Source organism: Micromonospora sp. NPDC005220 (assembly GCF_040607895.1).
Lineage (GTDB): Bacteria > Actinomycetota > Actinomycetes > Mycobacteriales > Micromonosporaceae > Micromonospora.
Genome location: NZ_JBEXHP010000034.1, coordinates 23497 through 47238 on the forward strand (window position 1 = coordinate 23497; position 23742 = coordinate 47238).

Here is a 23742-nt window from a genome sequence, read left to right on the forward strand (position 1 = left end):
CGGTCACTCCACATCCGTGGCAGCCGCCGGCCGATCCGCCGGACGGTAGGCCAGCGGCAGGTCGGGTGCGACCGGGAACGCCGACGCCCCGGCGGCGGCCGCGACCAGGCTGCCGCCACGCTGGCGCACGGTCATCTTGGCCGGGTCGATGCGAACGACCTTCGAGGCCAGCCCCACCCGCTCCAGCGTCCAGATGGTCATGGCGGTCAGGTCGATCTGCCACCACCGCAACCCGTGCCGGGCGGAGCGCGGGAAGGCGTGGTGGTTGTTGTGCCAGGCCTCGCCCAACGAGGGCAACGCCAGCCAGGCCACGTTGCGCGACTCGTCCGCGGTGGGGAACGTGCGACGCCCGAAGTAGTGACCCACCGAGTTGACCGCGTAGGTGAACTGGTTGACCAGGAACAGTCGGACCAGGCCGCCCCAGAGGACCCCGGTGAGGAAGGCCGTGAGGGTACCCGCCACCGCCAGACCGATCAGCCCCGGGAGGAGCAGGCCGGCGAGCACGATCGCCAGGAAGTGCCCGCTGATCCAGCGCATCGGCCTCTCCCGGACCAGGTCCGGGCAGTACCGGATCGGATCGGACTCGAGCCGACTGTCGAAGAGCCAGCCGAGGTGGGCGTGCCACAGACCGGCCAGCAGGCCGCGGAACCCGGGGTCGAAGTCCAGGTGTGGGCTGTGCGGGTCGCCGGGACGGTCGGAGACCCGGTGGTGACGCCGGTGGTGGGCGACCCAGATGATCGGCGGTCCCTGCCCGGCCATCGCTCCGGCGACCGCCAGGGCGTACCGGACCGGTCGGGGCGTTTCGAAGGCGCGGTGCGCCAGCAGCCGGTGGTAGCCCATGGAGACGCCCAGACCGCAGATCGTGTAGAGCACGACCAGGGCGACCACGTCCGACCAACCGAATACGCGGTTCCACAGCAGCGCCATCGCGACCCCGACGCCCAGCAGCGGGATCACCGACGCAACCAGGATGAACCAGCGGTGCTCTCTGCCGTTCACGTTCGGGCTCCTTCCGGACGGCTGCCGGCCTCACCGGGGCCGGCTGCCACCCTGTTGAGACGATCCATGCGGGTGGCCAGCGACATCGCGCCCTCGAGGCGGAACGGCGGCGGCTGCCGACCGTCGACGTCGGTGAAGCCGTAGTGCACGGCCAGTTCGCCGACAGGCAGGGTGTGCCCGGAGTGACGGATCACCTCCGGGTCCGCGGCCAGCGCGACGACCGCCCGGCCCACGTAGGCCGGGGTGTGCAGGACCTTCGCGGGCTCCTCGCCGAGCATCGACCAGGCCGCCTCGACGCGTTCGGTACGCACGAAGCCCGGCAGGAGGTTGACCACGCTCACGCCGTGCCGCCGCAGCTCCCTCGCCATGCCGTAGCCCTGCCGGTTGGCGGCGAACTTGCAGGTGTCGTAGGCAACCTGACCGAGGTAGGTGTCACCGTCGGTGTAGCTGATCGAGACGATGAGGCCGCGGCCCGCGGCCGTCATCAACGTCGCGGCGTGCTGACCGGCCAGGTACTGGGCCCGCAGCGACGCCGCGAACAGGTCGTAGCGCCACATGGGCTGCTTCCAGAAGGGCGCGTCGAAGCGGACCTGCGTCGATCGCTCGTAGCCGGCCCAGGCATTGTTGACCAGCAGATCCAGGCGCCCGTACTCCTGTCCGACCCGGTCGAAGAGACTGGCCACCTGGGTGTCGTCGAAGTGGTCGCAGCGCACGGCGACGCCCGTACCACCGGCCGCCGAGACGAGGTCGGCAGTCTCCTCGACCGTGCCGGGCAGCCCCTCGGTCGTCGCGTCATCCGCCCGGCTGCTGCGGCCGGTCACAATCACCGTGGCGCCGGCCGCGCCGAGTTCGATGGCGATGCCCTTGCCGACTCCCCGACTGGCACCGGTCACCAGGGCGACCATCGAGGTGAGGTCGCGGGATGGAGACGACTGGTCGGTGGTCATCCGCTCGCCGCCCGCAGACTGCATTGAAAAGCCTCCACATCCGATACGTCGGGCAGCCCGTAGTGCTCGACCAACCAGGCCATAGAGCTCGGAAGCGCTCCCCCGCAGGCCGCGGTCACCTCGCTGACATCGCCGAGGACCCGCATGAACAGCTGGGCGTTGGGGCTCATCGCCGCGATCTCTGCCGGATCGATCTCCGCTGGCGTGACGATGCGAGGTGCCCGGATCGGCCGGCCGCGCGCGTGAGCGTGGTCGACCAGGATCCGGACCGCCTGCTCGACGGTCATCGCCCGCTTGCCGTACGTGAGCCACAGCTCGCGGCCCGTCTCACCGCGTTCGATGGCGACCCGGACGGACCGGGCCAGCAGATCCTGTGCGACGACGTCGACCAGGTTGCCGGGATGAGCCGGGAACAGGGTGGCTCGCCCCCGCCCGATCCAGTCGGCGACCAGTTGCACGATCTGCGCCCTGCTCGTCCAACCGGTGCGCGAGTGACCGACGAGGTTGGTCGGCCGGTAGATCGAGTACGCCAGGCCGGAGCCGGCGAGCAGCAACTCACCCGCCCGCTTGGCGCGGACGTAGTTGGTCGTCACGTTTTCCGCGCGCAGTGGTGTCGGCCCGCCCCGGTCCAGTGCGGCGCAGAAGGCCGTGCTGATGAAGTGCACCGAGGCGTCGGCGGACGCGGCGAACTCGATCACCTGGCGGGTGCCCTCGACGTTCACCGCCTCGTACTCCGCTTCCGGCCGGCCCCACTCGGTCAGCGCCGCGGAGTGGACGACCGTGTCGACCCGCGCGGCGAGCCGGTCGTACTCCGCGGGCGGCAGGCCGAGCTGCGGCCGGGTCAGGTCACCGGTGACGATCTCGTACGGTCCCGGCGGGATCCGGCCGCGGTGCACCAGGCAGATGACCGGCTGGTCGGTCAGCTCGGCGAGCAGGGCCCGGCCCACCACCCCGGCGGCGCCGGTCAGCAGGATCGTACCGGCGGTCACCGCAGCCGCTCCTGAAACTCGATCAACCGGCTGGCCGCACGGACGCCGAGGAAGGTCAGCGGCTCGGGTGGAAACGCCGGCTCCCGTCCGTCGACGAAGAACAGCCTGGTCAGCTCCGTGTCCCGCCCGAGGACGAGGTCGCAGAGGACCTTCCCACCGAGGTGACTGGCGGCGATGCCGTTGCCGCAGTAGCCGTAGCCGTACAGCAGACCGGGCGCGGCGGTGCCGAAGTGCGGTACGAGATCGCGGGTGATGTCGACACAGCCCCCGTAGGTGTGGCTGAACCGCACGTCGTGCCACATCGGGAAGTATCTGTCGAAGGATCGGCGGAGGTCGGTGAAGACCCGCCGGTCGTCGACCCGGCCGGCGCCCATGTCGCGGCCCAGGTGGTAGCGAGCCATGCCCCCGCCCCAGAGCAGCCGGTTGTCGGCGGTGAGTCGACCGCAGACGAGGAAGCTCTTCGCCTCCACCAGCCCCTCCCGGCGGGGCCAGACCAACCGGTCTAGTTGCTCCGTGCTCAGCGGCTCGCTCACCATCGCATAGCTCCACACCGGCAGCACCTGCCGTCGGAAGCCGGGTAACCGGTGTTGGAACGCGCTGGTGGCCAGGACCACCCGGTGCGCGTCGACCCGCGCCTGCGGCGTCGTCACCCGGTATCCGTCCGCCGTCCGGTCCACGTGCCGGGCCGGGGTCTGCTCGTAGACCCGCACGCCCTGCCCGCGGATCGTCGCGAGTAAGCCGCGGGCGAGCGCGAACGGGTCGACCGTGGCCCCGCCGGTCACGATCGCGGCCTGGATCGCGGGCGAACCGATCCGCTGCCGGGCCTGCGCGGCGTCCAGCAGAGTCGTCTCGAACCGTGCGCCGAGGGACGCGGTCAGGTCGCGGTTGCGTCGGAGCCGGCTGGCCTGCACCGCGGTGGTCGCCACCATCAGGTAGTTCTTGGCCTGGTAGTCCGCGGCGACCCGGTGTCGTCGGGTGAAGCGACCGATCTCCAGAATGGAGCGGCCGACCGCGTCACAGGCGGCCGCCGCCGCCTGCCGCCCGTGGCCTCGGACGATCTGCTCCAGGTCCTTGCCGATGGTCGGGGTGACGAAGCCGTCGGCGGTGCCCGACGCGGCACCACCAGCCAGGCCGCTGTCGAGTACGCAGATCCGCAGCGACGGGTCCGTCTGCCGCAGGAAGTAGGCCGTCCACAGGCCGGTGAAGCCACCGCCGATGATGCAGACGTCGCAGTCCACCGATTCGGTCAGCGGCGGGCCGGCGGCCTCGGCGCTGCCGTCCTGCCAGAAGATGCGACTACGGCGGGCCGGCGCCGTCACCGTCTCACCCATGCTCAGACCGCCTCGTACACGACCCGGGCGAGCCCGAGATGACGGCGCTCGAAGTGGCGGGCGGCGGCGGCCAGGTAGTGCTCGTAGTCCGCCACCATCCGCTCGCCGACCAGGGCGACGGCGTCGTCGCGGCGGTGCCGCAGCCGGCGCGACCACTCGGTCAGCGTGCGGATGTAGTCCGGACCGTCGTTACGGACCGAGAGAACCTCGAACAGGGTCTCGCTCGCTGCCACCAGCTCCGACATCCTCGGCATCTCGGACTGCGGGAAGATGCTCTCGATGATGAACATCATCTCCCGGACGGTCGCGCGGTCGAGTCGGTTGTTGTTGCCCTTGATGTTGGTCTGCACCACCAGCCGGCCGCCCGGTGGAAGCGCCTGACGGCAGAAGCGGAAGAATCGCCGGTACGCCTCGAGACGCTCGGCGGGCGCGAGCCCGAACCGGGCGAAGTGCTCGAAGGCGCCGATCGAGACGATGGCGCCGTACGGCTCGGCGGGCTGGTGGTCGACCCAGTTCTCCAGCCGGATCTCCACCCCGGCGGGCAGGCCCCGCTCGGTCGACCAGCGCGCCTGGTTGGGGCTCAGCGTCAGGCCGACGGCCTCGCGCACGTCGTACGCCCCGGTCGCCCGCCGCAGCAGGCTGCCCCAGCCGCACCCCACGTCGAGTAGCCGACCCGCGCCGCGCGCCCGGGCCAGGTCGAGCAGCAGGTCCAACTTGCGCACCTGCGCGGCCTCGAGCGTGTCCCCGGGTTCCCACCGCGCGCACGAGTACGTCAGCCCCTCGTCGAGCCAGAGCGCGAAGAACTCGTTGGAGGCGTCGTAGTGCTGCTGAATGGCACTCGCGGTGGCACCGGAATAGAGGACACTGCCGGAGGGCATCCTACGACTCCGTGCTTGTCAGCGCCGCGGCGTTGGCGAGCTGCACCAGGTCGGCGACCGTAAGGACATCGGCAGCCTCCGCCGGGTCGAACTCGACACCTAACTGATCTTCCAGGCTGTAGACCATGTCCGCGATTTCGAGGCTCGACAGCCCGAGGTCACGCAGCACGCTCTGCCCGTCGACGGTCGGCCCGGCCCGCCCACCCAACTTGGCGCTGATCAGATCGACGACGTCTTGCACCGTTATGGACACGGCATCTCCCCCGACGTTTATCCATGCAAGAGGTGGTCACAAATGAAATCACCGCATGCTCGCACAGGCCGAACCGACGCCGCAAGACCCCTAAAACCGCAATTGAAACGCTGCGCCAGTGCGCAATTCCGCACTTACCAGCAACTGCGTAATTAGCTGATGACATCATTGCGCCAGCTGCTTCTCTGTGCTTCTCTGGACCACCGTACCGACACAGCCGCACCGGGGGAGGGTGTCAGGTGGGCGAGCAGAACACCGATCTCAAGGAAATTCCCAGTCTCATCAGATGCGAGACGACCAGTCGCGAGATGGCTTTCGCCATCGGCGCGGACATGACCCGCGCCGTCTATCCCCACGAGCAGGTCTACGGACAGTTCTGCACCGTCCAGGACCACCTCGATGTCCCGATCGACGCGGTTTTCTCATATCTGTCCGACATTCAAAATCTTAATGAGTGGACGTACAGCACACGGGGTTTCGACGAGACCGACGAACCAGGATTGTTCGTCGGGGTGGACACCCTCGCCGACGACACCAAGATCTTCATGCGGGTGGACATCAACGAGCAGGCCCGCACGCTGGATTTCCGGTGCGCCTGGGACCAGGGCCGGGACCTCTGGATGATCTACCTCATCCGGCTGTTCGACGCCCAGGAGGTGCTCGGCCGCCCCGGCACGGTGCTGACCTGGACGAACTGCCACCACCGCAATTACGACCGCAACCCGTACCCGGAACTCGCCCCGAGCCCCGACCGGATCTGGGTGGGCGACATGTGGGGCCTGTTCTACGCGGGCCACGCGGTCGAGCTCGCCAACCTCAAGGCGATCCTGGAGTACCGGCACGGACGGCAAGCGCCGGCTCCGGTCGAGCAGCTCGGCGCGTTATGACCGGGATCAGCCTGATCGACATCGGACGGTATCTTCCCGGCGAACCGGTCGGTACGGAGTTCTACGCCGCCCGCATCGCCGACGACGCCCGGCTCAACTGGGACCTGCCGATGTTCCGGCCACCGCGCCACCGGCACCTGGCCAGCGTGGACGAGAGCGCCGTCGACATGCTCGAACGTGCGGCCGCCCCGCTCTTCGACCGGCTGGGCCACGAAGCCCGCCAGGTGGACGTCGTCCTGACCAACGTCCTGCTGCCCGACTTGCCGCACGCCGGCGCCGGCGCCTCCCTCGCCCACCGCCTCGGCGCCCGCCCGCAGTGGGTCTTCGACGTGCACAACGGCGGGTGCGCCTCGTTCGTCGTGATGCTCAAGATGGCGCAGATGCTGCTCACGACCACCTCCGCCCGGTCGGCGATCCTGTGCAACGTCCAGAACTGCGCGGGCCCGGTCTTCACCCAACCCGACAACGTGCGCAACCCGCCGTCCGCCATCCCCGGCGACGGCGCGTGCGTGGCGTACGTGACCGCGTCCGGCGAGTCGCCGGTGCTCGACATCGAGGTGGTCAACCGCCCGGAGGCCGCCCCGGACATGCAGATCGAACTCTCCGACGGACGCAAGTACTGGCAGCCCGGGGTGGGTCAGCTCAACGTCCGCTTCACCGAGGCCAGCATCGCGCGGATCATCAGCCGTGGCAACCAACTCGTTCCCGAGGTGGTCGGCAACCTGTGCCGGCGGCTCGGCACGCCGACCAGCGACATCGACGTCCTGGTCACCAACCAGCCCAACCGGATGTTCCTGCGCAACTGGGCGGAGGCTCTGCAACTGCCACCCGGCCGGCACCTCGACACGTTCGACCGGTACGGCAACCTCTTCGGTGCGGGCGCGCCGATCACGCTGTCACACGCCATCGAGGACGGTGCCCTCGCACCGGGCGCGCTCGTGGTGATCGCGGGTTTCGCGCACGCCGGGGACCTGGCCGCGGCGGCGGCAGTGCGATGGCGGCCGTGACAGCCGACGGCGGCCGGGCACCACGCACGGTCGCCGAAGCCCTGGTCGACGTGCTGTGCGATTGGAACATCCGCTACCTGTTCGGGATCAGCGGCGCGAACATCGAGCACCTGCATGACGCCGTCCACCGCCGTGGCGGTGACCGCCTCACCTCGGTCCTGGCCAAGCGCGAGGACGGTGCCGCCTTCATGGCCGACGGCCGCGCCCGCGCCCACCGCACGCTCGGCGTCTGCTGCTCGACCTCGGGCGGCGCGATGATGAACCTGACGGTCGGTCTGGCCGAGTCGTTGGCCGACGGAATACCGGTGCTGGCCGTCGTGGGGCAGCCACCGGCGGCCCTGGACGGGCTCGGCTCGTTTCAGGAGTCGACCGGGCGCCCCGGCACGGTCGACGCGGCCGCCCTGCTCGGCGCGGTCACCAAGTACACCGGACGCGTCGACGATCCGAGCGAGTTCTGGACCCACCTCGGTGCGGCGGTCACAGCGGCCGTGTCGCACCGGCCGGGTCCGGTCGCGCTGCTGATCCCACGGGATGTGTTCGAGCGGCCGGCACCGCCACCGCCCGCGACCTGGCCGGCGGAACCCGCCGGCTTCGCACCCCGGCTGGAGCCGGATCCGGGCAGCGTACGCACCCTGTTCGAGGCGCTCCGGGCGGCCCGGCGGCCGATGCTGATCCTGGGTCCGCAGACGCGTACCGCGGCGTCCGGGGGCATGGTGGTCGACGTCGCCCGGCGCGCCCGTATCCCGATGGCGGCCCTGCTCTCCAACCGCGGCGACCTTCCCTCCGACGACCCGCTGGACCTCGGCACCTTCGGCGCATGCGGGCACCCCTCGGTCCATCACTACGCCTCGCGGGCGGACCTCGTGCTGGTGGCCGGCTCGGACCTTGCCGCCCCCTACCGCGGCCCGCTGACCGAGGTGCCGGCAGAGCGGATCGCCGTCGTGACGTGGGACGGCTCGATCGCGCGGAAGGTCTTTCCGTCCAGTCTCGTGATCGAGGCGGACGTCGGGCTGACCTTCGCCGCGCTGGGCCAGTTGCTCGACGAGCGGCCGTTCACCGCGCCGGACCCGGGACGGTACGAACGGTCGGAGTTCGCTCCGCAGTTGGAGATCGCGGCGGAGGCCGACGACGTCCCCGCCGACCCGCTGCTGGCGAGTGAGGCGGTCGCCCTGCTGGAGGCGTACCTGCGACCGGGCGACCGCGTCGTGACGGATGCGGGCAACTGCGGTGCGTACGCCGCGCACTGGATGACCCTGCCGCCCGGCGCGACCTCGTACATCGCGTTCGGCATGGGCGGGATGGGCTACTCGGTGCCGGGGGCCGTCGGTGTCCAGCTGGGCGCCGCGCGTGGCCGGACGATGGTCGTGGTCGGCGACGGCGCCTTCCTCATGAACGGCGTGGAGCTGCACACCGCTGTCGAGCTGCGGCTGCCGATCCTCTACGTGGTGTTCAACAACCTCGGGCACGGCATGTGCGTGTCCCGCCAACGGCTGATGTTCGACGGTCGGATCGAGGCGTCGCGGTACCGACCACCGGACCTCGTGGCGCTGGCACGCGCCTGCGGCACCGCGGACGAGCTGTGGACCGGCACGGCGGGTTCGGCGACACAGCTGGCGGCCCGGCTCGCCGAGTACCGCGCGTGGGGGGACGACCGGCCGGGCGTGCTCGAGTTGCGGCTGCCGCGATCCGAGGTCCCGCCGATGATGCCGTTCCTCGCCGCCGACGCGCCGATCCGTGCCGTCCGCACCGCCCGGACATCCCGGTGAGCGGCGCGTCGGCAGGCCCGGGTCGGCTGGTGATCGTCGGCGCCGGGCTGACCGGACCCTTCCTGGGCATCCTCCTCGCCCGGCGGGGCTGGCAGGTCGACATCGTCGAGGCCCGGCCCGACCCGCGCACCACCACACGGGCGGGCCTGCGCTCGATCAACCTCACCCTGTCCGAACGCGGTCTGCGGGCGCTGCGGGCGGTGGGCCTGGAGGAGCAGGTGCTGACCACCCTGTGCATCCCGCTGCGCGCCCGCGCGGTGCACCGGCCCGACGGCGCGGTCAACATCCTGCCCTACGGCGACAACGCACAGCAGGTGCTGCACTCGGTGTCCCGGGCCGGTCTGACCGAGCTGTTGACCGCGGCGGCCGCGCGCCACCCGCGGATCCGGTTCCACTTCGACACCAGGTGTGTCGAGGTGGACCGTCGGACGGCCACGGTCGTGGGCGAGGACGTCGCCAGCGGCGCCCGGCGTCGCTTCCCGGCCGAGTTCGTCGTCGGGGCCGACGGTGTCCACTCCACCGTGCGCCGGTACGCCCAACACGCCGAGTTCGCCGACCTGCGTCTGCACCACGTGCCGTGGCGCTACAAGGAGATCACCGTCAAGGAGGGTCTCGACCCGACCGTGTTGCACGTCTGGCCGCGCGGCGACCGGATGATGTTCGCGCTGCCCAACCGGGACGGCTCCTGCAACGGGGTGTGCGTGCTGCCGGTCTCCGGAGTCGACGGCTTCGACAGCCTGCGCGAGCCGGAGCAGGTCCGCAGATACTTCGACGAGACGTTCCCCGAGGTGTCGGCGCTGGTTCCCGATCTCGAGGAACAGTTCCTGTCGCACCAGGTAGCGGCATTTCCGACGATGCTGACCTCGCATTGGTACTACCGGGACACGGTGGTGCTGGTCGGCGACGCCTGCCACACGGTCGTTCCCTTCTACGGTCAGGGCATGAACTCGGGCCTCGAGGACTGCCTCGTCCTCGACCGCTGCCTGGCCGAGCACACCGACCGGGCTGCCGCCTTCGCCGGCTATCAGGCGCTGCGCCTGCCGAGCAACGAGGCGTTGGCGCGGCTGTCACTGGACAACTTCACCGAGATGCGGGAGTCGGCGCGGCAGGATCTGGTCGCCGCCCGACGGACCGTCATCCACTGGCTGCACCGCTGGCTGGGCGAACGTGTCGTACCCCTCTACACCATGGTGGCCCACTCCACGACACCCTACGCCGACTGCGTGCTCCGCGCCGAGCGGCAGGAGCGGTTGCTGCGGTGGTTCGGCTACGACGTCGCCGTCGTCGCCCTGGCCGGAGTGATGTGGGTCCGGCGCCGGTTGAGCGGACCACGGCAGCCCCGCGCGGCCCCGCGACGACGGGAAAACCGTCGGCTGGCGGCCCTGCGCCCATTCTCGGACCGCCGCAGTCCCCACGAGCTGCCGTAGTCCACCATACCTGCCCCGACGGTGTGGACAGCCACGCCGCAATGGACCACCACCGCATTGTCGACGGCGTCAAAATGGTCAATTTCCGTAATCGCCGACATCAAAAACTTTGCACCTCCCAACCGTTCGACATCCGCTACCCTGGATCGCGGCACTGACACTGACTATCGCGATACCGTTCGGCTTCAACGTTACCGGGGCCACAACCGACCCTCGACGGGGGACAGGTCGGAGGGAACCAGAATGCGTAGCACTGTGATGGCCACAGAGCCATCGACAAACGACACACACGACCAATTGCCGGACATCTCCAATTCCGTGGAGGGCAACCTCCGCTTGCTCCACGAACGGATCAGCGGTGCCTTTTCCCGAGCCGAACCCCGAGAGCGGGCACTTGGCTACATGCTCGGCCTCGCGGGCATCAGCGAGGACCAGCCGTTGGGCCGACGCAACGCCCCGGGTCACCAGCGGGTCACCCGCTCGGACGGGACGCAGCGACTGCTGGCCACGGCCCACTGGGACTGCGCCGAGGTGCGCGACCGACTCTGCGAGATCGTGCGGTCCAGGGTCGGCGAGTGCGGGGCCCTCTGCGTGGTCGAGGCGACCTTTCCGAAGAAGGGCAACCGCGCGGTCGCCGTGGAGCACCAGTTCAGCGTCGAGAGCAGACGGCACCTCAGCTGCCAGAACGCCCTCTTTCTGCTGGCGGTGGCTCCCGACGGCAACCAGTTCCTGATCGACGCCAACCTCTACGTCCCACTGTCCTGGGCGTCGAACCGCAACCGGCTGGCGCTCGCCGGTGCGCCGCCCACGCTGGCCTACAAGAGCAAGTCCGAAATCGCCAGCGGCATGATCCACAGGGCCCTCGACGCCGGCTTCCGTCCGCAACAGGTGTACCTCTCGCTCGAGCGGGTGGACGAGCGCGCCCTGTCCGGCGTGTTACGCGACCGGCGGATCCCGTACGTGGCGATAGAGACCTTTCCGGGCGGCCCGGACCCGGTGGGCACGCCCGACGCCCGCCCGGCGGAGCACGAGCAGGTCCAGGCGGTCCGCCAGCCGTGGTACAGCCGGCGCTCGGCGGCCCTGCCCAGCCGGCTGCCGGCCCACCGGAGCCAGACGACCGAGCAGAGCATCCGGACGGTGTACCACGCCAGGGCGGGCCGACCCGTCACCGATGCCGACCTGGTGCGCGGCGTCGACGAGCTGCGGCTCGTCGAACGGCGCTGGCGCCAGACCCGGAACGAGATCCGGTTGGGCTGGTACGAGGTCCGCAGCTGGCGCGGCTGGTACCGGCACATGACCCTGGCGATGGCCGTACAGATTGCCGACGAACTGACCCACCTGGCCTGACCGACCGACCGAACCGGAGCTGACGTGCACAACGACGTGATCCTGCGCCTCGCCGCCGACAACGTGGAGATGGGCGACGTCGACCGCCTGGTCAACATCTACTGGGCGCTGTCCAGCGTCCTCGTCCAGCAGGTGCCGGGCGACGTGATCGAGGCCGGATGCAACGAGGGCCGGACGAGCGTGCTGTTGCAGCAGGTGATCAACCACTTCGCCCCGGACCGCTCGCTGCACCTGTACGACTCGTTCGAGGGCCTGCCCGAGCCGAGCGAGCACGACACATTCCTGCACCGCGGCGCACTGGCGGTGACCGTCGACGACCTCCGCCGCACCTTCGAGCAGTGGCATCTGCCGCTGCCGCAAACCCACCAGGGCTGGTTCGACCAGACCATGCCCGACCAACTTCCGGACCGCATCTGCTTCGGCTATCTGGACGCCGACTACTACGAGTCCACGCTGGTGAGTCTCGAGCACATCTATCCCAGGATGTCGCCGGACGCCATCCTGGTCATCGACGACTACTGCGACCTCACCCGCAACCCCCATGCCTTCTCCGGCTTCGCCGGCCCCAAACGCGCCTGCGACGAGTTCTTCGCCGACAAGCCCGAGGAGATCTCCGTTCTGGTCGGTGTCAAAGACCTCGCCTTCGGCTACTTCCGGAAGGGCCGGTAACGATCGGATGAACCATTTCCGGAGCAACCTGCGCGACCTGGAGTTCAACCTGGTCGAGATGTCCGAGAACGCGGACGACCTCGACCGGGACACCATCCGCCGCCTGCTGCACGAGGTGGACACGCTGGCGACCGGCCCCGTGGCGGAGTCGTTCCGCGAGGCCGACCGGCAGCCCCCCGACTTCGACGCCGAGACGCACACCGTCCGGGTGCCGGCGGCGCTGGCCGCCTCCTACCGCGCACTGCTCGACGGAGGCTGGGGCAACCTGCTACTGCCGGACCACCTGGACGGCCCCGGCCTGCCTTCGACCGTCCGTTGGGCCGCGGTCGAACTGCTCGTCGGCGCCAATCCGGCGCTCTACCTCTACTTCAGCACCGGCCCGAACGGCGCGGCGTTCCTGCACCGGCTGGGTGACGACGAGCAACGGCGGTGGGCGCGGCACGTGATCGACCGGCACTGGACCGCCACGATGGCGATCACCGAAGCGGATGCCGGTTCGGATGTCGGAGCCATCCGAACCAGGGCGGTGCGCCAGGAGGACGGGTCGTGGCACCTGTCCGGGGTCAAGCGCTTCATCACCGGCGGCGAGCACGACCTGAGCGAGAACATCCTGCACATCGTGCTGGCCCGACCCGAGGGGCCCGGTGTGGCCTCCCGGCCGGGTAGTAAGGGCCTGAGCGTCTTCGTCGTGCCCAAGTTCCGGTTCGACTCGCGATCGGGCGACATCGGGGCGCGCAACGGCGTCTTCGCCACCAGACTGGAGGACAAGCTGGGCCTACGCGGCTCCGCCACCTGCGAGCTGGCCTTCGGGCAGCACGGCGTACCGGCCGAGGGTTGGCTGCTCGGCGACGAGCACGACGGCATCGCGCAGATGTTCCACATCATCTCCTGGGCCCGGATGACCGTTGGTGTCAAGGCCATCAGCACGCTCTCCACCGGCTACCTCCAGGCCCTCGGTTACGCCCGGGACCGCCGTCAGGGTGCCGCTCTCGCGCCCACCACGCCGGCCGGTGCGCCGGTGCCCATCGTGGAGCATCCCGACGTGCGGCGTCTGCTCCTGACGCAGAAGGCGTACGCCGAGGGGTTACGGGCGCTGTACCTGCTCGCCGCCGACTTCGAGGACCGAATGGCCGGGCCCGGCCCGGACGCCGACCTGTGTCGGCGGATCCACGAACTGCTGCTGCCGGTCGTGAAGGGGGTCAGCGCCGAACGGGCGCACGAGCAACTGTCGCAGGCCCTACAGGTGTTCGGCGGCTCGGGCTACCTGACCGACCACCCGCTGGAGCAGTACCTGCGCGACTCGCGGGTCGACTCGCTCTACGAGGGCACGACCGGCATCCAGTCGATGGACCTCTTCTTCCGCAAGATCCTTCGGGACAACTGTCAGGCGCTGCAGCATCTGTTGACCGAGATGACGAGGTTCGCCGCGACCGACCGCGGTGACGGCCGGCTCAAGGAGGAACGGGAGTTGCTGCGCACCGCCGTGTCCGACGTCGAGGACATGGTGGGCACGATGGCCGGCCTAGCGCTCTCCGCGCGGGAGGACCCGACCCGGCTCCACCTGGTCGGGCACCACACCGTACGACTGCTGATGAGCATCGGTGACCTGCTGGTGGGCTGGTTGCTGCTGCGGCAGGCGGAGGTCGCCTCGGCCGCCCTGGACGCCGGCCCGGTGGCGCCGGACCGGCCGTTCTACACGGGCAAGGTCGCGGTCGCGTCGTACTTCGCGAGGTCGGTGCTACCGGAGCTGTCCAGCCGACGGCGCATCCTGACGCTCACCGACAGCGCGCTGCCACGGCTGGACTCGGCAGCGCTCTGACACGTCCGGACGCGCCACGGCGGCGGGCGGTTGTCATCCGCCGCCGGTCAGCGCGTCGGGACGCCCACCCGGACCAGCCGATCGAGCAGGAAGACCTCCGTGCCGGCCAGCCCGGTGCAACAGAAGAGCGACACCTCGTCCGCCGTGGTCCGGCCGGGTGCCGCACCGGCCAGCACCGCACCCAGGTCGCGCAGTCGTCCGGCGTACGCGGGCAGCGCCGCGAGCATCGGTGGCTGGTAGGCGGCCGCCTGGGCCGGTGAGTCGACGGCCAGGACGTCGGTGACGTCCAGCAGGTCGAGCCCGAACTCAGCGCGCCCGCGCTGCTTGAAGCCGACCGCGGTGACGTGGGTGCCCGGCGCCAGGTCGGCGGCGTCGAGCACGGGCGTGGAACTGGTGGTGGCCAGCACCACCACGTCCCGGTGGCGCACCGCCGCCCGGGCCGAGTCAACCGCTCGGGCCGGTACGCCGAGTTCGGCGCGTACCCGCGCGGCGAAGGCGTCCCGCCGGGCCGCCGAGCGGCAGTACACCCTCACCTCGCGCAGCGGACGGACCGCCGCGGTGGCCCAGACCTGCGCCCAGCCCTGCCGGCCGGCGCCGATCAGGCCGAGCGTCGCGGCGTCCGGTCGAGCCAGCACATCCACCGCCACCCCGCCCAGTCCCCCCGTCCGCCGCAACCCCAGCTCCGCACCCACCCCGACCGCCCGGACCGCGCCGGTACGGGCGTCGTGCAGCACCACCGACTGCGCACCCTGCGGATGGCCGAAGGTGTCGTACGAGCTGAAGCCGTACCACTCGCCGACCAGGTGCCCGGCTGTGAGCACCATCCGCCCGCCGCTCAGTGGTGCGGCGGCCCGGGGTGGCGCGATCAGGCGCCCCTCGTACGCGGCCAGGAGGGCGGCGCGCATGGCCTCGACCGTGGTGGCGGCGTCCAGCGCGGCGGCGACCTCGGGGTCGGCATAGAGCATGGTCATGCTGGCGATACTGCACGTTGAAGTCAGGTAGAGGTCAACGGACCGTGGCGGTGGTCACCGTCGCCCCGCCGTGGTCGGTGCTAGCGTCGGCACCGGCGGCCGGGTGCTCGTGGCCGCTCCGGACGAGTGGTGGGCGTACCCGGTCAGGCCAAGACGCCCCGCGTGACGTGCAGACTCGACTCGTCCCGGCGGCGCAGCCCCGGGCGCTTTCCGGTGAGGTGGACGATGGCCTGGCTCGTACTGGTGATCTCGGGACTGCTGGAGACGGCCTGGGCGATCGCCCTGGACCGCAGCGCCGGTTTCAGCCGGCCGATCCCGTCCGTGGTGTTCGTGGTGACCCTGCTGCTGAGCATGGCCGGGCTGTCGTACGCGCTCCGGGACATCCCGGTCGGCACCGGCTACGCGGTCTGGGTCGGTATCGGCGCGGTCGGCACCGCGCTGGTCGGGATGCTGGCGCTCGGCGAGTCGGCGAGCCTGCCCCGAATCCTCTGCCTGCTGCTGGTGGTCGCGGGCGTGATCGGGTTGAAGGTCTTCCACTGAGGCGCCCCCGTCGGCAGGCGTGACCCACGCCCACAGTGGGTAGTGATCGATCTGTCACGACAGGCTCTCAACCGGAGGAAGACATGGCTGACATGCCGAGCACCGCCCGTCCCCGCAGCAGCGCCGCCCGCATCCTCACCATCGTGGGCTTCGTCTTCGCGGTCCTGGCCCTGCTGCTCAACCCGATCATCTTCGGCGTGCTCGGCGTCATCGCGGGCGTCGTCGGCGCGGTGCTCGGCGACAAGCCGCTGGGCTGGTACGCCGCCGTGGCCAGCGTCGTCGCCGCGATCATCAGCCTGGTAATCATTGGCGCTTTGATCAACAACTGACCGCCCCCACGTCGCGGGCCCGCCGGATTCCGGCGGGCCCGTCGTGCGTCCCCGGTCGGCTGTCGGTCAGTCCCCGTCGCCGCGCAGGCCGACCAGGACCTCGTCCAGCTCGTCCGGCTTGACCAGCACGTCGCGCGCCTTCGACCCCTCGGACGGCCCGACCACTCCCCGGGTCTCCATCAGGTCCATCAGGCGGCCCGCCTTGGCGAAACCGACCCGCAGCTTGCGCTGGAGCATCGAGGTCGAGCCGAACTGCGAGGTGACCACCAACTCGACCGCCTGCACCAACAGGTCCAGGTCGTCGCCGATGTCCTCGTCGATCTTCTTCTTGCTCTCCTGCGCCGGGGCCAGCACGTCCTTGCGGAACTCCGGCTCACGCTGGTCCTTGCAGAACTTCACCACATCGGCGATCTCGCGCTCGGTGACCCAGGCGCCCTGGATGCGGACCGGCTTGGAGGCGCCCATCGGCAGGAAGAGCCCGTCACCACGGCCGAGCAGCTTCTCCGCGCCCGGCTGGTCGAGGATGACCCTTGAGTCCGCGAGGGAGGAGGTGGCGAACGCCAGCCGGGACGGCACGTTCGCCTTGATCAGACCGGTCACCACGTCGACCGAGGGGCGCTGGGTGGCCAGCACCAGGTGGATGCCGGCGGCCCGAGCCAGCTGGGTGATCCGGACGACCGAGTCCTCCACGTCGCGCGGCGCGACCATCATCAGGTCGGCCAGCTCGTCCACGATCACCAACAGGTACGGGTACGGACGCATCTCGCGTTCGCTGCCCGGCGGAGCCTTGATCTCGCCATTGCGGACCTTGCGGTTGAAGTCGTCGATGTGCCGGACCCCGTTGGCGGCGAGGTCGTCGTAGCGCATGTCCATCTCGCGGACCACCCAGTCCAGCGACTCGGCCGCCTTCTTGGCGTTGGTCACGATCGGGGTGACCAGGTGTGGAATCCCCTCGTAGCCGGTCATCTCGACCCGCTTCGGGTCGATCAGCAGCAGCCGCACCTCGTCCGGGGTGGCCCGGGTGAGGATGGACACCAGCAGGGTGTTGAGGCAGCTCGACTTGCCCGCGCCGGTGGCCCCTGCGATGAGAATGTGAGGCATCTTCGCGAGATTGGCCACCACGTAGCCGCCCTCGATGTCCTTGCCGAGCGCCACCACCATCGGGTGGTGGTCACTGGTCGCCGCCCGCGAGCGCAGCACGTCGCCGAGGGCGACGTTCTCCGGGTCGGTGTTCGGGATCTCCACGCCGACGGCGCTCTTGCCCGGGATCGGACTGAGGATCCGGACGTCCGGCGACTTCACCGCGTACGCGATGTTGCGGGACAGCTGGGTGATCCGCTCGACCTTGACGCCGTGCCCCAGCTCCACCTCGTAGCGGGTGACGGTCGGGCCACGGGTGAAGCCGGTGACCGCGGCGTCCACATCGAACTGGTCGAACACGCCGGTCAGCGCGGCGATCACCTCGTCGTTGGCCTTGCTGCGGGTCTTCGCGGCGGCCCCGGCGCTGAGCATGTTGGCCGGCGGCAGGGTGTAGTCCCCGGCCAGCCCGGTCAACGCGAGCTGCTCGGCCCGGGTCGGGGCGGGCGAGTGCTCCGGCGGGTCGACCGGAGGCTTGCGGCTCGCCGGCACCTTCGCCGGAGACTTCCGCGGCAGCACCATGGTCTCCTGGAGGTCCGCGCCGTCCAGGTCCTCGAAGTCGTCCGGGTCCAGCGGCGGGGGCATCCGCTTGGCCGGTCGCTTCCGCGCCGGCTTGGCAGCCGGCTCGTCCGCCTCCTCGTCGGTCTCCGGTGCGCCGACCAGCCCACCGGCGAGCAGGCCCAGCCTCTCGGGAATCTTGTTGATCGGCGTCGCGGTCACCACGAGCAGGCCGAAGAGCAGCAGCAGGATGAGCAGCGGCACCGCCACCCAGGCGGTCACCGCCCGCTCCAGCAGCCCGCCGACGCCCGCGCCGACCAGGCCGCCAGCGAAGTCACGTTGCAGTGGGTCGGCCGGGTCCTGACCGATCTGGAGCAGCGCGGCGGTCGACACCAGCAGCGAGCCCCAGCCGATCAGCCCGCGGCCCCGGTGCTCCGGGTCCGCCGGCTGACGCATCAGCCGCCACGCCCCGATCATCAGCAGCACCGGTACGACCACCGAGATCGCGCCCAGGAACAGCCGGATCGTGTCGGCCAGTCGCGCGCCCACCGGACCCGCCCCGGAAAGCCAGAGCGCCACCGCGCTGAGCAGGGCGAGCCCGAACATGAGCAGGCCCGCGCCATCCCGACGGTGCTCCGGGTCGAGGTCGCGGGCCGAGGCGGCCTGCCGGCCGGCGGCGCGCACCGCCCAGCCCATCCCGTGCGCCAACCCCATCCACAGTGCACCGACCGCACGGCCGACGTAGACGGCCGGGCCGGGCCGGGGCGGCGTGGTACGACGTCGGGCCGGTGCCCGGGTGGTCTTCTTCGCCGGCTGACGGGCACGACTGTTGGTGCCACCGCGCGGCGACGCGCCGCGCCGCCGGCTCGCCTGAGAGGTACGGCCCGCCATAGAGTCACGGTAACGGTGGGGCCGGGCAGATCCCCGCTTTTCCGGGTCGTGTCCGCGCGTCGTAACACGAACCCCACCGCCGGTCGTGATATCCGCCTCAGAAGGGATGCCCCATGGCGTCGCCGGAAATCGAGGGCGATCCGGACGATCCGCTGGCCGGGCACCCTGGCGCGCTGCGCCCGCTGACCGGTGAACTGGTCGCCGCGGTGCTCGCCGCCCGCGGCCGGTCCGTCGGCCTGACCCCCGACGGCGACCTCGTCGGCCACTTCGACGACAACATGATCTGGTTCCTCCGCGTCGGCGGGGACGGGGAGCTGCTCCAGATCCGTACCATGGTCGATCCGACCTTCGGCATCGAACGGGTTCCCGACCTGTACGCGTTCTGCAACTCCTGGAACCACGACCGGCTCTGGCCGAAGGCGTTCGTGCACGTCGACGACGGCGGTCGGGCCCGGGTGTACGGAGAGGTGATCACCGACCTGGAACGCGGCGTGACCCCACACCAGCTCGACCAACTGCTCGACTGTGGCATCTCCACCGGCTGTCAGCTGGCCGTGGCGGTCCGTCGACTGCCCGGCGCGGTGCCGTCGTGACCGGCCGCGACGAGTTCACCGGCAGCCGCACCGGCACGCCACCCACCGGCCCCGGTGACCGCCTCGCGCGAGGCCGCGTACCCGCGCTGGTGGCCGCGCTCGCCGACGCCCGGGACCTCCCCGACGGCCCGGCCCGGCAGGTGGCCCTGGAACGGCTCGCCGAGCGCGCCGACGCCGCCGGCGACGTCCGGTCCGGGATGGACGCGCGGTTCGCGCTGGTCGAGGCGTACCTGCTGCACGGGGAGCGGTGGCGGCTGGTCGAGCCGGTGCGGCGTTGCCGAGCCGCCGCCGACCACCGGCCCGACCTGCTCACCGGCCCGGAGACCGGGCTGCTGCTGCGCTACCAGCGGTACGCGGTGGAGGCGCTGCTCGGCACCCCCCGGGTCGGGCTGGACCAGACCCGGTCCCTGCTGCACGACCTGGCCCACCGGGTCGGCGCGGATGGCCCGGACACACCGACCGTCGCGGAGCTGCACTGCCGGATCGCCGATCACCTGGGCGACGAGCCCACCGCCCGGCACTGGTACGAGCGATGGTCCGGAAAACGGCCCGGCCCGGCCGGCGGTTGTCCGGGCTGCGCCTCGGCCCGGCGCGCCGAGCTGCTGGCCGGCTGGGGCGAGTGGACGGCCGCACTCACCGAGCTTGCCGAGTCCGACGGCGACCCGCGGTCCTGCACCGACCAGCCCGAGCGGGATCTGGTCGCCGGTCTGCTGCCCGCACTGCGCACCGGCGAGCCGGCGCGGGCGGCCAGGGCACACGTGCGGGCGTACCGCCGGCACCGGCGCGAGCGGGCGGCGTTCCCGCACCTCGCCGCGCACCTGCGGTTCTGCGCGCTGGGCGGGCACCTGGAACGTGGCCTGGCCATCCTGACCGAGCAGCTGCCCCGGTTGGACCGGCCGACCGATGATTTCGCCGCCATGGAGTTCGCCGCCGCCGGGGCACTGGTCTGCGGGCTGGCCGCCGACGCCGGGCTGGGCGGGCGGACGATACCCCGCCCGGCGTACGGCGAGCGGACGGCCACCGAGTTGGACGTCGCCGCGCTCGGGGCGCTGCTGCTCGGGGTGGCCAGCGAGTTGGCCGGCAGCTTCGACGCGCGCAACGGCACCGGGCACCATTCCGGCCGGATGGCCGCCTGGTTGGCCGAGCGCCCGCTGGCAACGCCGGTTCCGCTGCCCGCCGACGACGACCCGGACGGGCTCGACGAGCCCGACACCGACCGCTCCCACACCGACCGCTCCCACGCCGACCGCTCGGGTGCCGACCGCTCCGACGAGGAGGCCGAGCTGGGCGACCGCGAGTTGTCCGCGCTCTCCCTCGCCATGATCACCGCGATCCTGGACGGGCGCGGCGACCGGTACCTGGTGGACGAGGGCGAGACCGTGGTCGGCCACTGGGAGGGTGCGGTGATCCAGTTCCGGCGGGCCGGTGAACGCGGTGAGGTGCTGCACGCCCGCGCCATGGCCAACCGCCGGCTGCCGGCAGCCCGCCGCTCCGAGGCGTACGCCTTCTGCAACGCGTGGAACCACGACCGGCTGCTGCCCAAGGCGTACGCCCACGACCTCGGCGACGAGCTGGTGCTCGCCGGCGACCTGGCCACCGACCTGGCGCACGGGGTCGCTCCGGCGCAGTTGCGGGTCCTCGTGGAAGCCGCCATAGCCACCGGCGTCGCGTACGCCGAGGCGGTCGCCGCGCTGCCCTGACCGCCCCGGGTACGACGAACGCCGGCCCACCTTTCGGGTGGGCCGGCGTCAGCGGACGTTGCTCAGACCTCGACCACGGTGGGCACGATCATCGGCCGACGACGGTACTTGTCGTTGACCCACCGCCCGACGGTCCGCCGGACGATCTGCTGGAGCTGGTGCGGGTCGGTGATGCCGTCCGCCGCGGCCCGGTTGAGCGCCTCGGTGACCAGCGGCACCACCGGGTTGAACGCCTCCGGGTCCTCGGAGAAGCCCTTCGCGGAGAGCGTCGGGCCGGCGACCACCTTGCCGGTGACCGAGTCGACGACCACGGTGGTGGCGATGAAACCGCCGTCACCGAGGATCCGCCGTTCGGTGAGCAGCGACTCGCTGACGTCACCGACGGCCAGCCCGTCCACGTAGACGTACCGGCTCTTCACGTGCCCGACCAGGCTGGCGCGACCCTCGACCAGGTCGACCACGTCGCCGTCCTCGCAGATCACCACCCGGTCGGCGGCGACCCCGGATTCGATGCCGAGCCGGGCGTGGGCGCGCAGGTGACGCCACTCGCCGTGCACGGGCATCAGGTTGCTGGGCCGGACCACGTTGAGCAGGTAGAGCAGTTCCCCGGCGGGGGCGTGCCCGGAGACGTGCACCTTTGCCACGTCCTTGTGCACGACCACCGCACCGGCCCGGGCGAGCCGGTTGATCACCCGGTAGACCGAGGTCTCGTTGCCGGGCACCAGCGAGGAGGCCAGCACGACGGTGTCACCGGGGGCGATGGTGATGTGCCGGTGGTCGCCGCTGGCCATCCGGCCCAGCGCGCTCATCGGCTCACCCTGCGAGCCGGTGGACATCAGCACGATCTGCTCCGGCGGCAGCGTGGTGGCCTCTTCGATCCCGATGACCAGGCCGACCGGGATGTTGAGCAGGCCGAGGTCGCGGGCGATGCCCATGTTGCGGACCATGGACCGGCCGATCAGCGCGACCTTGCGGCCGTGCTCGGCGGCGGAGTCGAAGACCTGCTGCACGCGGTGCACGTGCGAGGCGAACGACGCCACGATGATCCGACCCTTGGCCTTCGCGAAGATCGAGTCGAGCACCGGCCCGATCTCCCGCTCCGGGGTGACGAAACCGGGGATCTCCGCGTTGGTGGAGTCGGACAGCAGCAGGTCGACGCCTTCGGCGCCGAGCCGGGCGAAACCGGCCAGGTCGGTGATCCGGCCGTCCAGCGGCAGCTGGTCCATCTTGAAGTCGCCGGTGTGCAGCACCAGGCCGGCGGGGGTGCGGATGGCCACCGCGAGGGCGTCCGGGATCGAGTGGTTGACCGCGAAGAACTCACACTCGAACGGGCCGAGCCGCTCGCGGCCGCCCTCCCGCACGGTCAACGTGTACGGCTGGATCCGCCGCTCGGCCAACTTCGCCTCGACCAGGGCGAGGGTGAACTGTGAGCCGACCAGCGGGATGTCGGGCTTGTGGGCGAGCAGGTACGGCACCGCGCCGATGTGGTCCTCGTGACCGTGGGTCAGCACGATCGCCTGGACGTCGGCCAGCCGGTCCAGGATCGGACCGAAGTCGGGCAGGATCAGGTCCACCCCCGGCTGCTCGACGTCGGGGAAGAGGACCCCGCAGTCGACGATCAGCAACTTGCCGTCGTACTCGAAGACGGTCATGTTCCGACCGATGGCGCCAAGCCCGCCGAGCGGGATGATCCGCAGGCCGCCCTCCGGCAGCGGCGGGGGTAGTTCCGCCTCGATGTGCGCCTCGGTCACGCGTCCACCTCATTCTGCGACGCCGTCACTCGACGTCCATCGTGTCGTTCGTTCATTCGGGCAGCTCCAGGCCCGCTGCCGCGAAGTCCGCGCGCAGCTGGGCGATCTCGTCGTCGGTGGCGTCCACGAGCGGGGGTCGCACCGGGCCGGCCGGCAGGCCCAGCGACGCCAGACCCGCCTTCACCAGGATGGTGCCCTGGGTACGGAAGATGCCGGTGAACAGCGGCAGCAGCCGCCGGTGCAGGGCCAGCGCGGTCGGCATGTCCCCCGCGTCGTACGCCTCGATCATCTGTACGGTCAGCGCCCCGGTGAAGTGCGTCGAGGTGCCGACAACGCCCACCGAGCCGACGGCCAGCGCCGGCAGGGTGAGGGCGTCCTCGCCGCTGTAGAAGGCGAGGGCGGTGCGGCTGGTGACCCAGCTGGTGGCGGTCAGGTCGCCCTTGGCGTCCTTGACCGCGACGATCCGGCCGTGCTCGGCGAGCCGGACCAACGTCTCGGTGTCGATCGGCACGCCGGAGCGGTGCGGAATGTCGTACAGCATCACCGGCAGGCCGGTGGCGTCGGCCACCGCGGTGAAGTGTCGCAGCAACCCGCTCTGCGGCGGCTTGTTGTAGTACGGGGTGACCACCAGCAGACCGTGCGCACCCGCCTTCTCGGCGGCGGCGGCCAGCTCGATGGTGTGCCGGGTGTCGTTGGTGCCGACCCCGGCGACCACCTTGGCGCGGTCACCGACGGCCTCCACCACGGCCCGGATCAGGCGTTCCTTCTCCGCGTCGGTGGTGGTCGGCGACTCGCCGGTGGTGCCGTTGACCACCAGCGCGTCGTTGCCCTGCTCGTCGACCAGGTGGCTCGCCAGCCGGGCGACGCCGTCGAGGTCGAGGGAACCGTCGGGGGTGAACGGGGTCACCATGGCTGTGATCAGCCGGCCGAAGGGGCGGGACGCCGGTCGGGCCGCGGCGTCGAGGTGGTCGTGCGTCATACCCTCCAACCTAGCGGACGACCAGCCGGGGCCC

General features: G+C 71.0%; 21 protein-coding genes and 1 riboswitch. Of the genes, 11 read left to right on the forward strand and 10 right to left on the reverse strand.

Annotation, left to right across the window (positions count from 1 at the left end; genetic code table 11):
- Positions 1-3 precede the first annotated feature (3 nt).
- The 6 genes from ABZU52_RS15585 to ABZU52_RS15610 are packed head-to-tail and all read right to left on the reverse strand — an operon-like array spanning position 4 to position 5397.
- Positions 4-999, reverse strand: a complete 996-nt coding sequence (locus ABZU52_RS15585; protein ID WP_354971722.1) for an acyl-CoA desaturase — start codon at positions 997-999, stop codon at positions 4-6.
- Complete coding sequence (locus tag ABZU52_RS15590; protein ID WP_354971723.1) at positions 996-1970, reverse strand: SDR family NAD(P)-dependent oxidoreductase; 975 nt, start codon at positions 1968-1970, stop codon at positions 996-998. Before ABZU52_RS15590 ends, ABZU52_RS15585 begins: the two co-directional genes overlap by 4 nt.
- Positions 1943-2935: an SDR family oxidoreductase gene (locus tag ABZU52_RS15595; protein WP_354971724.1), complete on the reverse strand. Its 993-nt coding sequence runs from the start codon at positions 2933-2935 to the stop codon at positions 1943-1945. Before ABZU52_RS15595 ends, ABZU52_RS15590 begins: the two co-directional genes overlap by 28 nt.
- Entirely contained in the window at positions 2932-4266 is a 1335-nt protein-coding gene (locus ABZU52_RS15600; protein ID WP_354971725.1) for an FAD-binding oxidoreductase, read from the reverse strand. The genes ABZU52_RS15595 and ABZU52_RS15600 overlap by 4 nt, the downstream gene beginning before the upstream one ends.
- Positions 4267-4268: 2 nt before the next feature.
- Positions 4269-5144 carry a class I SAM-dependent methyltransferase gene (locus tag ABZU52_RS15605; protein ID WP_354971726.1) on the reverse strand — a complete coding sequence of 292 codons (876 nt, stop codon included), beginning with the start codon at positions 5142-5144 and terminating at the stop codon, positions 4269-4271.
- A 1-nt stretch (position 5145) separates the two neighbouring features.
- Positions 5146-5397: an acyl carrier protein gene (locus ABZU52_RS15610; RefSeq protein WP_354971727.1), complete on the reverse strand. Its 252-nt coding sequence runs from the start codon at positions 5395-5397 to the stop codon at positions 5146-5148.
- A gap of 308 nt (positions 5398-5705) precedes the next feature.
- On the opposite strand from ABZU52_RS15610, the gene ABZU52_RS15615 reads away from it, so the two are divergent.
- The 7 genes from ABZU52_RS15615 to ABZU52_RS15645 all read left to right on the forward strand — a co-directional run bounded on the left by ABZU52_RS15615 (position 5706) and on the right by ABZU52_RS15645 (position 14319).
- Positions 5706-6284 carry an SRPBCC family protein gene (locus ABZU52_RS15615; protein WP_354971728.1) on the forward strand — a complete coding sequence of 193 codons (579 nt, stop codon included), beginning with the start codon at positions 5706-5708 and terminating at the stop codon, positions 6282-6284.
- Positions 6281-7291, forward strand: a complete 1011-nt coding sequence (locus tag ABZU52_RS15620; protein WP_354971729.1) for a 3-oxoacyl-[acyl-carrier-protein] synthase III C-terminal domain-containing protein — start codon at positions 6281-6283, stop codon at positions 7289-7291. Before ABZU52_RS15615 ends, ABZU52_RS15620 begins: the two co-directional genes overlap by 4 nt.
- Complete coding sequence (locus tag ABZU52_RS15625) at positions 7288-9057, forward strand: thiamine pyrophosphate-binding protein (RefSeq protein ID WP_354971730.1); 1770 nt, start codon at positions 7288-7290, stop codon at positions 9055-9057. The genes ABZU52_RS15620 and ABZU52_RS15625 overlap by 4 nt, the downstream gene beginning before the upstream one ends.
- Positions 9054-10484, forward strand: a complete 1431-nt coding sequence (locus tag ABZU52_RS15630; RefSeq protein WP_354971731.1) for an NAD(P)/FAD-dependent oxidoreductase — start codon at positions 9054-9056, stop codon at positions 10482-10484. Before ABZU52_RS15625 ends, ABZU52_RS15630 begins: the two co-directional genes overlap by 4 nt.
- A gap of 402 nt (positions 10485-10886) precedes the next feature.
- Complete coding sequence (locus ABZU52_RS15635; protein ID WP_354971732.1) at positions 10887-11831, forward strand: transposase; 945 nt, start codon at positions 10887-10889, stop codon at positions 11829-11831.
- Positions 11832-11855: 24 nt separating this feature from the next.
- Positions 11856-12500, forward strand: coding sequence for a TylF/MycF/NovP-related O-methyltransferase (locus ABZU52_RS15640; protein ID WP_354971733.1), 645 nt, complete (start codon positions 11856-11858; stop codon positions 12498-12500).
- 7 nt (positions 12501-12507) lie between these two features.
- Positions 12508-14319 (forward strand): acyl-CoA dehydrogenase, encoded by a 1812-nt coding sequence (locus ABZU52_RS15645; protein WP_354971734.1) that lies wholly within the window; start codon positions 12508-12510, stop codon positions 14317-14319.
- 47 nt (positions 14320-14366) lie between these two features.
- On the opposite strand, the gene ABZU52_RS15650 is transcribed toward ABZU52_RS15645, so the two are convergent.
- Positions 14367-15290 (reverse strand): ornithine cyclodeaminase family protein, encoded by a 924-nt coding sequence (locus tag ABZU52_RS15650; RefSeq protein WP_354971735.1) that lies wholly within the window; start codon positions 15288-15290, stop codon positions 14367-14369.
- Between the two features lie 92 nt (positions 15291-15382).
- Positions 15383-15452: riboswitch (guanidine-III (ykkC-III) riboswitch) on the forward strand.
- Between the two features lie 63 nt (positions 15453-15515).
- Between ABZU52_RS15650 and ABZU52_RS15655 the strand changes: the two genes are divergently transcribed.
- Complete coding sequence (locus tag ABZU52_RS15655; RefSeq protein WP_354971736.1) at positions 15516-15830, forward strand: SMR family transporter; 315 nt, start codon at positions 15516-15518, stop codon at positions 15828-15830.
- An 83-nt stretch (positions 15831-15913) separates the two neighbouring features.
- Complete coding sequence (locus tag ABZU52_RS15660) at positions 15914-16159, forward strand: hypothetical protein (protein ID WP_124771411.1); 246 nt, start codon at positions 15914-15916, stop codon at positions 16157-16159.
- Positions 16160-16225: 66 nt separating this feature from the next.
- On the opposite strand, the gene ABZU52_RS15665 is transcribed toward ABZU52_RS15660, so the two are convergent.
- Positions 16226-18685, reverse strand: coding sequence for a DNA translocase FtsK 4TM domain-containing protein (locus ABZU52_RS15665; protein WP_354971737.1), 2460 nt, complete (start codon positions 18683-18685; stop codon positions 16226-16228).
- Between the two features lie 113 nt (positions 18686-18798).
- Here ABZU52_RS15665 and ABZU52_RS15670 point away from each other — a divergent pair, with 113 nt between their 5' ends.
- Complete coding sequence (locus ABZU52_RS15670) at positions 18799-19278, forward strand: YbjN domain-containing protein (RefSeq protein ID WP_354971738.1); 480 nt, start codon at positions 18799-18801, stop codon at positions 19276-19278.
- A gap of 86 nt (positions 19279-19364) precedes the next feature.
- Positions 19365-20978, forward strand: a complete 1614-nt coding sequence (locus ABZU52_RS15675; protein ID WP_354971747.1) for a YbjN domain-containing protein — start codon at positions 19365-19367, stop codon at positions 20976-20978.
- A 62-nt stretch (positions 20979-21040) separates the two neighbouring features.
- On the opposite strand, the gene ABZU52_RS15680 is transcribed toward ABZU52_RS15675, so the two are convergent.
- Both ABZU52_RS15680 and dapA read right to left on the reverse strand, forming a co-directional pair.
- Positions 21041-22729 carry a ribonuclease J gene (locus ABZU52_RS15680; RefSeq protein WP_354971739.1) on the reverse strand — a complete coding sequence of 563 codons (1689 nt, stop codon included), beginning with the start codon at positions 22727-22729 and terminating at the stop codon, positions 21041-21043.
- A 52-nt stretch (positions 22730-22781) separates the two neighbouring features.
- A complete protein-coding gene (dapA, locus tag ABZU52_RS15685) occupies positions 22782-23708 on the reverse strand; it encodes a 4-hydroxy-tetrahydrodipicolinate synthase (RefSeq protein WP_354971740.1) in 927 nt (308 codons plus the stop codon).
- Between the last annotated feature and the right edge of the window lie 34 nt (positions 23709-23742).